This window comes from Aliiroseovarius sp. F20344 (assembly GCF_023016155.1).
GTDB lineage: Bacteria > Pseudomonadota > Alphaproteobacteria > Rhodobacterales > Rhodobacteraceae > Aliiroseovarius.
Genome location: NZ_JALKBG010000003.1, coordinates 391,752 through 404,598, shown reverse-complemented (window position 1 = coordinate 404,598; position 12,847 = coordinate 391,752). Strand labels below are relative to the sequence as shown.

At 56.4% G+C, this 12,847-nt stretch carries 15 protein-coding genes and 1 tRNA gene; 6 read left to right on the top strand and 10 right to left on the bottom strand.

Features of this window, described 5'->3' with window-relative positions:
• Nucleotides 1–20 precede the first annotated feature (20 nt).
• Nucleotides 21–677 (bottom strand): DsbA family protein, encoded by a 657-nt coding sequence (locus MWU55_RS02500; protein WP_246934121.1) that lies wholly within the window; start codon nucleotides 675–677, stop codon nucleotides 21–23.
• A gap of 6 nt (nucleotides 678–683) precedes the next feature.
• A complete protein-coding gene (locus MWU55_RS02495; RefSeq protein ID WP_246934120.1) occupies nucleotides 684–1,205 on the bottom strand; it encodes a DUF721 domain-containing protein in 522 nt (173 codons plus the stop codon).
• An 89-nt stretch (nucleotides 1,206–1,294) separates the two neighbouring features.
• Between MWU55_RS02495 and mutY the strand changes: the two genes are divergently transcribed.
• The gene (gene mutY / locus MWU55_RS02490) at nucleotides 1,295–2,335 is read left to right on the top strand and encodes an A/G-specific adenine glycosylase (protein WP_246934119.1); all 1,041 of its coding nucleotides are present in this window, start codon (nucleotides 1,295–1,297) and stop codon (nucleotides 2,333–2,335) included.
• A 49-nt stretch (nucleotides 2,336–2,384) separates the two neighbouring features.
• Complete coding sequence (locus MWU55_RS02485; protein ID WP_246934118.1) at nucleotides 2,385–3,524, top strand: alkane 1-monooxygenase; 1,140 nt, start codon at nucleotides 2,385–2,387, stop codon at nucleotides 3,522–3,524.
• Here MWU55_RS02485 and MWU55_RS02480 read toward each other — a convergent pair.
• The 4 genes from MWU55_RS02480 to MWU55_RS02465 all read right to left on the bottom strand — a co-directional run bounded on the left by MWU55_RS02480 (nucleotide 3,521) and on the right by MWU55_RS02465 (nucleotide 6,746).
• Entirely contained in the window at nucleotides 3,521–4,144 is a 624-nt protein-coding gene (locus MWU55_RS02480) for a glutathione S-transferase (RefSeq protein WP_246934117.1), read from the bottom strand. The two genes, MWU55_RS02485 and MWU55_RS02480, sit on opposite strands and share 4 nt — an antisense overlap.
• Nucleotides 4,145–4,282: 138 nt before the next feature.
• Nucleotides 4,283–5,383, bottom strand: coding sequence for a site-specific DNA-methyltransferase (locus MWU55_RS02475; RefSeq protein ID WP_246934116.1), 1,101 nt, complete (start codon nucleotides 5,381–5,383; stop codon nucleotides 4,283–4,285).
• Between the two features lie 113 nt (nucleotides 5,384–5,496).
• Nucleotides 5,497–6,135: a ribonuclease HII gene (locus tag MWU55_RS02470; protein ID WP_246934115.1), complete on the bottom strand. Its 639-nt coding sequence runs from the start codon at nucleotides 6,133–6,135 to the stop codon at nucleotides 5,497–5,499.
• A gap of 119 nt (nucleotides 6,136–6,254) precedes the next feature.
• A complete protein-coding gene (locus MWU55_RS02465; RefSeq protein WP_246934114.1) occupies nucleotides 6,255–6,746 on the bottom strand; it encodes a hypothetical protein in 492 nt (163 codons plus the stop codon).
• A gap of 166 nt (nucleotides 6,747–6,912) precedes the next feature.
• On the opposite strand from MWU55_RS02465, the gene MWU55_RS02460 reads away from it, so the two are divergent.
• Together MWU55_RS02460 and MWU55_RS02455 are read left to right on the top strand one after the other, a co-directional pair.
• Nucleotides 6,913–7,200 (top strand): hypothetical protein, encoded by a 288-nt coding sequence (locus MWU55_RS02460; protein WP_348646204.1) that lies wholly within the window; start codon nucleotides 6,913–6,915, stop codon nucleotides 7,198–7,200.
• Entirely contained in the window at nucleotides 7,172–7,876 is a 705-nt protein-coding gene (locus tag MWU55_RS02455) for a hypothetical protein (RefSeq protein WP_246934113.1), read from the top strand. Before MWU55_RS02460 ends, MWU55_RS02455 begins: the two co-directional genes overlap by 29 nt.
• 8 nt (nucleotides 7,877–7,884) lie before the next feature.
• On the opposite strand, the gene MWU55_RS02450 is transcribed toward MWU55_RS02455, so the two are convergent.
• The 4 genes from MWU55_RS02450 to MWU55_RS02435 all read right to left on the bottom strand — a co-directional run bounded on the left by MWU55_RS02450 (nucleotide 7,885) and on the right by MWU55_RS02435 (nucleotide 11,254).
• Nucleotides 7,885–7,961: transfer RNA gene (locus tag MWU55_RS02450), tRNA-Arg, on the bottom strand.
• 46 nt (nucleotides 7,962–8,007) lie between these two features.
• On the bottom strand, nucleotides 8,008–9,048 hold the full coding sequence (locus MWU55_RS02445; RefSeq protein WP_246934112.1) for a LacI family DNA-binding transcriptional regulator: 1,041 nt from the start codon (nucleotides 9,046–9,048) through the stop codon (nucleotides 8,008–8,010).
• Between the two features lie 81 nt (nucleotides 9,049–9,129).
• On the bottom strand, nucleotides 9,130–9,921 hold the full coding sequence (locus MWU55_RS02440) for a 3'(2'),5'-bisphosphate nucleotidase CysQ (protein WP_246934111.1): 792 nt from the start codon (nucleotides 9,919–9,921) through the stop codon (nucleotides 9,130–9,132).
• Nucleotides 9,908–11,254: a TldD/PmbA family protein gene (locus tag MWU55_RS02435; protein ID WP_246934110.1), complete on the bottom strand. Its 1,347-nt coding sequence runs from the start codon at nucleotides 11,252–11,254 to the stop codon at nucleotides 9,908–9,910. The genes MWU55_RS02440 and MWU55_RS02435 overlap by 14 nt, the downstream gene beginning before the upstream one ends.
• A 116-nt stretch (nucleotides 11,255–11,370) precedes the next feature.
• Here MWU55_RS02435 and MWU55_RS02430 point away from each other — a divergent pair, with 116 nt between their 5' ends.
• Nucleotides 11,371–12,126 carry an SDR family oxidoreductase gene (locus MWU55_RS02430; protein WP_246934109.1) on the top strand — a complete coding sequence of 252 codons (756 nt, stop codon included), beginning with the start codon at nucleotides 11,371–11,373 and terminating at the stop codon, nucleotides 12,124–12,126.
• Nucleotides 12,123–12,734, top strand: coding sequence for an enoyl-CoA hydratase/isomerase family protein (locus MWU55_RS02425; RefSeq protein WP_246934108.1), 612 nt, complete (start codon nucleotides 12,123–12,125; stop codon nucleotides 12,732–12,734). The genes MWU55_RS02430 and MWU55_RS02425 overlap by 4 nt, the downstream gene beginning before the upstream one ends.
• The last annotated feature ends 113 nt before the right edge of the window (nucleotides 12,735–12,847 follow it).

Below are 12,847 nucleotides of genomic sequence, written 5' to 3'. Positions count from 1 at the left end.
GCCCTAATCCGCTGGGTTACTTACGAGCCTAGTTTTTCATTTAGGATCGCTTCGAACTCGTCATAGTCCATGTTCGAATACTTGGTACCATCAATGATGAAGGATGGGGTTCCGGTGATCTCATCCGCACCGGCATTCTTCTGATAAGCAGCAACAAGGCTTTGCGCGGACGCTTCGTCCTGAAGGCAAGCATCCATTTGGTCATCATTCATGCCAGCGGTGCGGCCCAGTTTCTTCAGGTTGGCAACAATGGTGGCAGGGGAACCATCGGCGATCCAATCCTTCTGACCGCCATAGATCAAGTCAATCAAACCGTAGTAGCGCATATCGCCACCACAGCGTGCGATCATGCCGGCCCACAGCCCAAACTGGTCGAAATAAACTTCGCGGTGGATGAACTTCACCTTCCCGGTGTCGATGAAGTTCTGCTTCAGCTTCTTGAACGTATCCTCGTGGAAGTTTGCACAGTGGGGGCAGGTGAAGGAGGCATATTCGATCACGGTGATTGGGGCGTTTTCGTCCCCAATGATCATATCAGCCGCAGGTTCAACTGCGGTATCGGTGCTTTGCGCCTCGGCGACGGAAACGCCTGGAAGCGAGCCGCTGTTTTGTGACATGTAAACAGCGCCACCGATGGCGATCACTGCTGCGATCAGGATGGGAAGGAAACGATTCATAGGTTTTCAGCCTTGTTTGTGTCTGTTTTTTGTTATGACGTTGCGCGCCAGAAGTTCCAACGCGGATCTTAGCCCGTCATCTCCGACGTCTTTTGTTTCGTCTGTTGCACGCGCCAAGACCTCGGGATCCGGGCGTGATGGCTTCTTAGGTGCGGGCGTAAACTGAGCTTGCCCTTCGGCAAATCCAGTAGCCGCTGTTTGCGTGATGCGGATGCGTGAAATGGCGTTGTAACCATAAACGGCATTCACTTTCTCGCGCAGTTGGTCCTTTTGCATGTCTAGCATGGGCGCTTGCGCTCCGGTGGTCAGGACTGTCAACGTGGCCCCCATTCCGCCGCGCCCGTATGATATATCCACAGGACGTGAAATCTTAGCCGTAGTTTCACCCACAATCTCGGCCCAATGGGTCAAGACACGTGTCACCGCAAACCCCCGCGTTTCGCTTGCTTTGCGAATTCGGGTCGACAAAAGGGACGATGTACGCTCGAACCCTTTTTTGCGACGGGGATATTTGGGTGCAGTGCTCATTTTCGTGGGTTTAAGGACTCTTGCATTTTTGCTTATTCTAGGCCGTTCCGTTTGCTATGCCAGAACAAACGACTGATAGGGGATAACACTTGTGTGACGCGCCGAAAACTGCCGATCTACTGGCTTGGTATGACCGCCATGCTCGTGTGCTTCCGTGGCGTGTCAGCCCTGCGGATCGTGCGAATGGCGTGGTTCCGGACCCCTATGCCGTGTGGATGTCCGAGATCATGCTGCAACAAACCACCGTGGCTGCGGTAAGAGACTATTTCACCCGATTTCTGGCGCTTTGGCCAACGGTTCAAGATTTGGCCGGCGCTGAAGACGAGCGCGTCATGGGGGAATGGGCTGGGCTTGGATACTATGCACGGGCGCGCAATCTTCTGAAATGCGCGCGGGAAGTTACAGCCATGGGCGGTTTTCCATCTACCCGCGATGGCCTGCAGTCATTGCCCGGGATTGGCCCATATACATCAGCAGCAATCTCGGCCATCGCGTATGATTTGCCTGAAACCGTTGTGGATGGAAACGTTGAACGGGTCATGTCCCGAATATTCGAAGTGACAACCCCGCTGCCGGATTCGAAGGCAGAACTGACGGAGCTTGCGCAAACGCTGACTCCACAGGAACGCGCGGGAGATTACGCGCAGGCTGTGATGGATTTGGGGGCAACCATTTGCACGCCGAAATCCCCCGGTTGTGGTATTTGCCCCTGGAATAGAGACTGTTTGGCTCGTAAGGCGGACATTCAGGCTGAGCTTCCCAGAAAGAAACCCAAAGCAAAGAAACCCACGCGATATGGCGTGGCGTATCTGGCATGCAATGAAGCTGGGGAGTGGTTGGTTGAACGGCGACCTGAAAAGGGATTGCTGGGCGGAATGCTGGGATGGCCCGGTGCCGAGTGGGGCGAGGATGCGATCGAGCACCCCCCATTCAATGCAAACTGGCAGGATCCAGGTGTCGAGGTTCGTCACACCTTTACGCATTTTCACCTTCGGCTCTCGCTACGTGTTGTTCACGTAGAAGGAAAAGTTCAGGCGGAACAGGGTCTGTTTAGAGACGTCCAACGCACAGATTTGCCGACTGTTATGCGCAAAGCATATGACGTGGCGATAGCGCATCTGCCGCATTGAGCGGACCAGCAATCGCAGCTAGTCTTAGGGCAACAAAAGGACCTTTCTTATGCTCTCTGCGCCCACAGTATCGCGGTTTCGCAACGCTGCCCCGTTTGGGATTTCGATTGTCCTGCCCTTTCTGGTGATTGCTGCTGCAACACAGGGCGGTTGGTTTCTGTTACTGCCGCCACTGGGTACATGGTGGCTCTATACGATCCTAGATGCGGTGATGGGGCGGTATACGGAAAATGCGGACCCCTCGATCGAGGATGCTGATCTGTTTTGGTACCGCGCGATTACGATGGTCTGGTTCCCGGTCCAGTTCGTGATGATTTACGGAATGATTTGGTACGTCACCGGGGCCGAGCATCTGAGCACGGCCGAAAAGTTCGGCGCGTTTTTTGGCGTTGGTGTTTTGTCCGGCACGGTCGGGATTGTCTATAGCCACGAGCTGATGCACCAATCCAACCGGCTCGAACGGTGGTTGGGTGATCTACTTTTAGCCACCGTCCTATACAGTCACTTTCGCACCGAGCATCTGCTGGTTCACCATCCCCATGTGGGCACAACCCGCGATGCGGTGACGGCTAAGTACAATGAAGGCTTCCACCGTTTCTTCCTTCGCGTGCTGTTCGAGGCCCCGGTCTCGGCCTGGAAAGCCGAGAAAGCGATGCTGGCGCGTCGCGGCTTGGCCGTTTCTGATCGAGCGAACCCCTTTTGGCGTTATGGGTCGTTGCAACTGATCGCCATTATCCTGGCCGTCTGGGTGGGCGGCTGGATTGGTCTTGCGCTATTTGCCTTTCAAGCATTTGTTGCCATCTGGCAGCTGGAGCTGACGAATTATGTCGAGCACTATGGTCTGACTCGTAAGCACCTAGGCGATGGGAAGTACGAGCGCGTGATGCCGCATCACAGCTGGAACGCAGATCACAAGGCGTCAAATTGGTTGCTGATTAATCTTCAGCGCCATTCGGATCACCATTACAAACCCGCCCGTCGTTTTCCGCTGTTGCAGACCTATCCTGACGCCGAAGCGCCGCAGCTTCCTTATGGTTATCCGGTAATGACGATGGCCGCGCTGATCCCGCCCGTCTGGCGGCGCGTGATGAATCCGCGCGTGCGTGCTTGGCGGAAGCTGCACTACCCGGAAGTTGAGGATTGGAGCGCTTACAAGGCCGGAACTTTGCCGCCGCCCGCGATCCGTTAAGGGAAGTGCAGCGGCGCGTCTTTGTCTGTCCAGACGGGGTATTTCTTCATAACGAAGGAAAGCCGATCACTGGCCAAAAACGTCTCTAACCAAGCTGAAACGTTGGGTGTGACCTCGCTGTTGAAGCGGGGTTTGTCGATATTCGCAAACTGCCGCAGGAACGGAAGTGTTGCCAGATCCGCCAATGTGGGGCGGGCGCCAAAGAGCCATCCTTCTGAAAGTTGCTTTTCCAAACCTCTCAGCATTTCCATTGCATCAGCACGCGTGATTTCGGGATCACTGTCGGGGTGCCGCACCGCGTATTTCGTCAAATCTAACGCCTGCTTGAACGGTCCATCAAACATCTGGATCAGCTCCAACCCTTCATCCGGCATCTGCAGAAGCCCTTCAGGATCGGACTGCTCTAATGCCCAGCGCATGATGTCAAAGCTTTCATCCAGCACGCGGCCTTCCAGAACAAGACAGGGCACCGTCGCGCTTGGCGATGCCTCCAGAAACGCGGGTGGCTTGTCGCGCAAAAGGATCTCGCGCAGCTCAACCTGCACACCAGCGCTGGCAATCGCCAAACGGGCGCGGATGGCATAGGGGCAGCGGCGGAAGGAATAAAGGATCGGTGTCATGCCCCCAGAAAGCAAAAAAAGCCCTGCCTAACAAGTAGGCAGGGCCAGTCAGGTTGTGCTGTGGCGGCGGGCCACAGGCACAGGCGGTACCTGATGGTGCGGGCGCGTCTGATGCGCGCACCGCAAATTCTTTGTGGATTAGTTCATTTCCGCGCGGATTTGTTGGCGCAGCAGGTCGATCGGAACCTTCTTTCCGTCCTGCTTGAAGTGCCAGTAGGTCCAGCCATTGCAGCTGGGCGCACTTTCCAGCGCTGCGCCAACCTGGTGGATCGAGCCGCGGGCCTCGCCGGAAATCAGCGTACCGTCAGCACGGACCTTCGCGGTTTTACCACGCGGGCTGGACAGGATTTCACCCGGACGCAGCATGCCGCGTTCGACCAGCTGACCGAAGGGAACACGCGGTTCTGCGCGTTTCGATGGTGTGGTGGTCAGGGCTTCTTTGTCGAACTTGCGTACCTTGGCGATACGTTTCTCGGCGACCTTGCGGTAAGCGGCCTCGCGTTCGATGCCAATGAAGTCACGGCCCAGCATCTTCGCAACCGCACCCGTGGTGCCGGTCCCAAAGAACGGATCAAGGATCACATCGCCGGGGTTGGTCGAGCCAACCAAAACGCGATGCAGCAGGCTTTCCGGTTTCTGAGTCGGATGTGCTTTGTCGCCGTTTTCGTCTTTCAGGCGCTCGTGGCCTGTGCAGATTGGCAGAACCCAGTCGGAACGCATCTGAATACCTTCGTTCAGCGCCTTCAGGGCTTCATAGTTAAAGGTGTACTTGGCCCCTTCGGATTTCGAAGCCCAGATCATCGTTTCATGCGCATTGGTAAAGCGCTTGCCGCGGAAATTCGGCATCGGGTTCGACTTGCGCCAAACCACATCGTTCAGAATCCAATAGCCTTGGTTCTGTAGCTCGGCGCCCATACGGAAGACATTGTGATAAGAGCCGATGACCCAGATCGCGCCATTCGGTTTTAGAATGCGGCGCGCGGCTTTCAGCCAAGAACGTGTAAAATGGTCATACGCTTTGAAGCTGTCGAACTGGTCCCATTCGTCATCGACGGCGTCGACTTTCGAATTGTCGGGGCGATGAAGTTCGCCTTTCAACTGCAAGTTATAGGGGGGATCGGCGAAAATCATATCGACCGAGTTTTCCGGCAGACTGTTCATCACTTCGATGCAGTCACCGTCAAGAATCTGATTCAGGGGCAGCTCTACAGCCGCCTTTACTTTGGTTTTGGTTACCATTTCTGCCTCATGTACCGGCGCATTTTGCGCTCTTATCAGCGGCGTGTTTTCACGCTCGTTTTGATGAGGTTAGGATGATTCAAAGACGATTCGTCGTCAAATTCTTTTTTGAATCAGTCACTTACATTTTTCTGTTGATACAAGATATTGTGTACTGGCTTGAACGAACGTCTATGGTGTGGGGTTACCCCAAGATTTTGAAGCGCCAACCTGTGACTTTTTGATGGGTATCCCGCGTTCGTCTCCCAGCCATAGCCGGGGTACTGTTGCGCCAAATCCACCATGATCCGATCACGAGCAGTTTTTGCCACGATCGACGCGGCAGAAATCGACACGGACCGCGCGTCGCCCTTCACAATGGTTTCGGATGGCAGTGTCAGGTCGCGCGGCGTCTGGTTTCCGTCGATTAGCAGATAGTCCGCCGATTGAGAAAGCCCAGCGACTGCGCGCTCCATCGCCAGATGGCTGGCGCGCAGTATGTTTAGCTCATCAATCTCTTCGACCGATGCATGGGCAATGCACACACAGGCTTTGTCATGAATCGTTTCCCACAACGCTTCACGCCGTTTTGCAGACAGCGCTTTGGAATCGTTTAGCCCTTCAGGAATATCTTCAGGGTTTAGAATCACGGCAGCGGCAGTCACGGGGCCGGCCAGCGGACCGCGCCCAACTTCGTCCACACCAGCAATATAGCAATAACCGCGCTCTATCGCGGTGGTTTCAAAACTGAAATCAGGAACAGGTTTTGTCATGCCCATGGGGTGACTCAATCTACCCAGTCCCGCAAGTAAAAAGGGCAGAGACCGAAGCCTCTGCCAAGTTTAACGGCGCGTGAAGTGAAAGGGACCGGCGCGCCGCTGCTCGATGTTCCTTAGTATCTGCGGGTCGCGCGGTAGCCTCGTTTGCTGAGGCAGGCGGGGACATACCCGCGTCGTGCGACGTAGACACCTTTGCGATTCCGAACGACAACTGTGTTCTGACAAGCGCGGGGAAGTTCGTGGGCGTATTTGAATCTTTTTTGCAGGCATTTGTTGCCGAACATGATCTTGCGGCCCGTCTGCGTACGGTATTCACGTAGGCAATTGGACGGCAGCTTGCGAAATGTGGTGACGCCGTGTGGGCGGTGCGGGTGGGTCGGTTTGTAAGGGTTTGTGATGTGCCCACCTGGATAGCTTGGTTCATCGTCGTTCCCGGACAACAGGACGCCTAGCGTGACCAGTCCCAATAGAGCGGCAATGATTGCGGCACTGTCGTCACCGGAAGTCTTATCCCGCGCTTGCACAGGCATCGCTGTCAGTGTCGCGGCCAGTACGCCACTTAGAATAAGCTTCACGAAAGAGCTGAGCATTGAGTTGCGGATCATAGGATCCTCCTTTCTGTTGGGGCAGCGCGAACAAGGCGCGGAAGATGCAACCAACATGGGCCCGGCCCTGGAAGACAGGCAATAACGGGCGATTGCTATCGCCTATCAAGGCTTGGAAGAGGGGTTTGTTATTGAATAACGGCCAGTCCCACAGCATGTTCAACGCATGATGAAAAAAACCGCACTCTCACTTGTTCTGATCGCCATGGCATCAACGGCCCAAGCCGCCTGCTATGCTGATTACAAAGCCAAACGGGATGATCCGCTGAAGCTCCACTATGGTGTGATCGAGCTGTCAGACGATGTCTGTGATGATCGCAAGGCCGCGCGTCGGCAAATAAGTGATCGTCTCGGGGCAAATGGCTGGTCCCTTTTGAAAGTCCAATCCATATTTGACGACAGAGGTCTTGAGGAAAGGAAAGAGAGTGCCGGAAAATTCTTCCTACGCTTCTGATACGCTGAAGCGGTCGAACCGTGTGGTTATGATGGGCATTACGGCGATTGTCGTGATCCTGCTTGTGGCTGCCGTCTTCTTGTTCATGACCCTGCCGGATGCGAACGCATTCAATGCCCGGGTCGAGCAGATCTTTGTCGAAAATGACGGTCTGAACTCAGGGGCGGAAATCAAATTGCTTGAGATTCTGGCGCAATCCGGCACGGCCTTTGCTGATACTCTGACCAGCTATCGTATGGTGATCTTCGTGCTGTTGATCTTCGCAACAGCACTTTTGATTGCGGCGCTTGTTTTCCTTCTGACGATCTTCAGCCTGAACCGCCGGATGAGCGAGATCGAACGCGCGGGCATCCAAGTGAATTCGCTTCTGATCAGCCGCGAGGAACGCACGGTTTACCTGAACAATATGGAGTTCTCGCTGACCGAGGCCGCCATCGAAACCTTGTCTGCTCTCGCAGAAGCACGGATGGACGAAGATGTACTGTCTGGGTCCGAGCTTGAAGGGCTGATTTCCGGTCGCGATCCGTCGGAATGTGACGAAGCCGCAGGAGCAACCCGCATTAAACGCCTGCGCGACGCGCTGGGCAATCAGTTGATGAGCGAACTTCTGGTGAAAACCATCGCGCGGCGCGGTTACATGCTTTCGATCGATAAAGATGTGATCCGGATGATCTGATAGCGAAATGGCGACCCCGGCAGGATTCGAACCTGCAACCTGCCCCTTAGGAGGGGGCTGCTCTATCCAGTTGAGCCACGGGGCCTTTCATGCAGGAAATAGGCAAGCCGTTTGGGCTTGTCCAGAAGGGTTCAGCGGCGTTTTAGGGTTTGGCCTGCTTCGATCTTGGGGGAAAGCTCGATACGCTCGCCACCTCCGGTATCGCCGCTTTCAGTGCTGCGATCCGCGATGATCTTTGCGGCAGCGCGGCCGATCTCTTTGCGGCAGGCATCCATGGTGGCCAGCTGGCGCGGCAATCCGTCCAGAAGTTCAACTCCGTTAAAGCCCGCCAGGCCGATCTGGCCCGGAACAGAAATTCCCTTGTCGAGGCAATAGAGAAGCCCACCCGCGCCGATCATGTCATTGGAATAATAAAGGAAATCCAGTTCAGGCGTGCGTTCCAGCATGACTTCGGTCATCTCGCGCCCTTTGGCCAGAGCGGACCCGCCTTCGTAGAACTCGCGATCTGCAATCTCGATCCCTTCTTTGGCCAGCACCTCGGTGAACCCCTCGAACCGTTTGCGGGCGCGGTGATCCAGCGGCATTTTCGTGCCAAGGAAGCCGATGTTTTTGTACCCGGCCTTCAGGATCGACTTGGCCATTTTGCGCCCTGCGCGACGGTGCGAGATGCCTACGCAGGCGTCGATCGCGTCGCCATCCGTATCCATGATCTCGACCACAGGAATGCCAGCGGCTTTCAGCATCGCCTTCGCAGCGTCCGAATGCTCAAGCCCAGCGATGATCACGCCAGACGGACGCCAAGACAGCATTTCGTAAAGCACTTTTTCTTCGCGCACTGGATCGTAATTTGTAACCCCGACGACCGGCTGCAAAGGCGTTTCGTCCAGCACCTCATTGATGCCCATCATCACTTCGGGAAAGACCATATTCGAAAGCGACGGGATAATCACAGCAACAAGGTTCACCCGTTGCGAGGCCAGCGCACCCGCGATCTTGTTGGGCACATAACCAAGCTCTTTCGAGGCCTCCAATACGCGGTCGCGCGTGGCCTGACTGACATCCCCGCGGTTTCGCAACACCCGGCTGACCGTCATTTCGCTGACGCCCGAGGCTTCGGATACGTCACGGAGGGTCAGAGGGCGGCGGTTCGGGGGGGTACGGGTGTCTGTCACGAAGGCATCCTTAAACATATGAAGTTTCTCATATGTTAGCGATGAGCGAACGCTTGGCAATGCCCTTTTTTCACTGGATTGTTAGGCTAACGTTTCCGCTAACCGTTTCACCAGAGCATCCTGGACGGGCGGGGTGCCTGCCACCAATCCGTGCAACTGCGGATGAGGGTTGTTGAACCGCGCAAATCCTTTGATCTGATCCGTTACCTTGCCGCCTGCTTCTTCGACGATCAATGACCCTGCCGCGACGTCCCATTCCCATGTGGGGCGCAAGGTCATCATGGCGTCAAACCGACCCTCGCCCACCAGAGAAAGGCGATAAGCCAGCGAACTTCTGAACACGCGCTCGACCGGGGGAACGTCTCTGTTTCGCCAGAAAGTAGGGTCGAAGTTGGGTTTCGCGGCCAACACGGTGGCGCCTTCAATCTCTGCTTTGGGACTGACATTCAAGGCATTGCCATTCAGTGTCGCACCCTGACCTTTTGCGGCCGCATAAAGCTTGCCGCGTTCGGGCAGGTACACCACAGCGGCCTCAACGATGCCGTTTCGGGCGATGGCCAGTGAATGTGCCCATGTGGTCGAGCCTTCGATGAAAGACCGTGTTCCGTCGATTGGGTCGACGATGAACACCTGCTCGGCTTCAAGTCGCGCGGGAGTATCCTCGGTCTCTTCCGACAGCCAGCCATAACCGGGGCGCGAGCTAGTGAGCTCGGCGCGCAACATGCGATCTACGGCCAGATCAGCCTCGGTCACAGGGCCTTGCCCGCCGGGTTTGTCCCAGCGTTCGGCGGATCCGTGAAAGAAGCCCGAGGCGATCTTTCCCGCGTTCTGTGCCGCGTCGATTAGAAGGGACAGATCATCAGTCACCGGCAAGGGTCATCCCTTCGACCAGCAGGCTGGGGATCATACGGCTGAGATGCTGTTCGGCATCATTGGCAGGCGTGATCCGCATCAGCATGTCGCGCAGATTTCCTGCGATTGTGCATTCATTTACGGGATAGGCGATCTCTCCGTTTTCGATCCAGAAGCCTGACGCCCCGCGGGAATAATCACCCGTGTTCGGGTTGATTGTGGACCCGATCATCGATGTCACCAAAAGACCGGTGCCCATCTGAGCGATCAGATCCTCTTTGGTCGAATTACCCTGTGTTAGAGCCACATTTGAGATCGAAGGCGAGGGCGGAGAGGATGTTCCACGCGTTGCGCTGGCGGTGCTTGTCATGCCCAATTGCCGCGCCGTGGCGATGTCCAGCGTCCAGCCGGTCAGCTGCCCGTTGTCGATGATTTTGCGGGTCTTCGTCGCCAGCCCTTCGCCGTCGAATGGACGCGAGCCGGAAATACGTTTGCGATGCGGGTCTTCAATCAAATCAATCCCGTCCGGCAGCACCTGTTCGCCCAACGCATTCAACAGCCATGACGACCCACGCGCGATCATCATGCCGTTGGAAGCGGAAAGAAGGTGGCTGATCAGAGATGATGAAATACGCTCGTCGTAGAGCACAGGATAGGCACCCGTTAGGGGTTTCTTTGCGCCCAGACGTTCGACGGTGCGGGTTCCGGCCTTGGTTCCAATTTCTTCGGCGCTGGGCAGATCGCCCTGATAGATGCGCATCTCGCCGGCATAGTCACGTTCCATCGTCGCGCCCTCGCCGGTGATCGCCACGGTCGAGATCGCGCGGTTTGTGCGCCCATATCCGCCGGTAAACCCGTTTGAGCACGCCAGATGGAACTGGTGCCGTCCATATCCGGCCGACGAACTGCTGACCTGCGACACGCCTTCGACAGCCAACGCGGCGGCTTCAGCCTCTAACGCATCACGCTCCAGCGCGGCGGGGTCTGGTTCGGCACTCGGGTCGGCCATTTCCAAGGCGTCCAGATCCCAATCCGTTGCCAGATCAGCAGGATCAGCCTGTGCAATATGGGGATCTTCAGGCGCTTCCTTGGCCATGGCCACGGCACGCTCGGCCATGGCTTCAATCGTCGCCTCAGAGACATCCGAGGCAGATACGCAGGACTGACGTTGACCCAGCATGACGCGCAGCCCGATATCCACGCCCTCGGACCGTTCCGCATGTTCCAGCTTGCCGTTCAAGACATCAATCGAAACCGAGGTTCCATCCACGGCCAATGCGTCAGCCCGGTCGGCCCCCGCCTTACGGGCGGCGTCCAAAAGCTGTTGTGTCAGGCTGTCAAGCGATGCGCGCATGGGGCGTCCTTTCGATTACGTGCCTTTCAGGTAACCTCTGCACCTCTTGCTCGCAAGATGTGTCTCTGGCTTCTGTGGCGATGCTGCGCTAGCATAACAGGCAGGGAGGGCTCCATATGCATGATATGACAGGAAAAACCGTACTGATCACCGGCGCCAGTCGCGGGATCGGAGAAGCCGCGGCGCACATCTTTGCGCAGGCTGGGGCAAACGTGGTTCTGACGGCCCGCAGTGCCGCCCAGATTCAGGCGATTGCGGAGTCGATTGGCGAACGCGCACTTGCCGTGACATGCGATGTGTCAAATTGGAGCCAGGTGAAAGCCGCAGTCGATCTGGCGCATGGACGCTTTGGCGCTGTCGATGTGCTGATCAACAATGCGGGTGTCATTGAACCAATTGGGCCGCTGGAAACCTCGAACCCGGACGACTGGGGCCATGTGATCGATGTGAACCTAAAAGGTGTCTATTACGGCGCAAGAGCCGCCCTTCCTTACATGATTGAACAAGGTGGCGGGTCGATCCTGACCATCAGTTCGGGGGCCGCGCATCATCCCTTAGAGGGCTGGGCGCATTACTGCACGTCGAAAGCGGGCGTGCATATGTTCAACGAAGCGCTGCACCTTGAAACCGCAGGCAAAGGCATCCGCGCCATTGGCCTGTCTCCGGGCACCGTCGCGACCCAAATGCAGCGTGAGATCAAATCCTCTGGCATCAATGCCGTGGCGCAACTGAATTGGGATGATCACATTCCTGCTGAATGGCCTGCGCGGACGCTGTTGTGGATGTGCTCGACCGATGCGGATGAGTTTCTGGGTCAGGAAATCTCGCTTCGTGATGTAGAAATCAGAAAACGGGCGAACGTATTCGGATGATTGACCTTACGAAGGAGAACGGTGTCTGGACGGTGTCAATTAACCGACCGGACAAGGCAAACTCGCTGACCAAGGCGATGCTGGAAGAGCTGGCGCAAATCGCGCAGGACGCTGCGGGTGATGCGCGCGTGCTTATCCTGACTGGTGTGGGCAAGGTGTTTTCTGCCGGCGCTGATCTGGACGAAGCGAAAGCAGGTTTGGCCACCGATGATGTGTGGGAACGCCTCTCCGGGGCGATTGCTGCAGCACCTTGCCTGACCATTACCGCCCTGAACGGTACACTTGCCGGTGGCGCGTTTGGCATGGCTTTAGCCTGTGATTTGCGCATTTCCGTACCGAGTTCCAAGTTCTTCTATCCGGTGATGAAGTTGGGGTATCTGCCGCAACCGTCTGATCCTGCGCGCCTGTCAGCGCTCGTAGGTCCAGCGCGGGCTAAGATGATCCTGATGGCTGGGCAGAAGATCCTGACGGACGAGGCATTGAGCTGGGGTCTGATTGATCGGGTTGCTGAGCCAGAGGATCTAATGGGTGCAGCGCTCGAGCTGGCAGATCACGCACGTACTCAAAGCGCAGATCATGTGGCCGCGATGAAGCGGATGGTTCCATAGCAGGCTCTAATCCAGCCAAACATAGGCATTGCGCTGCTGTCGGTCGTAAGTTTTTTAAGTCATTACACGTGATATCGCCCGTCCAAACAACGCTCAAACCCCCAAGGAACCCT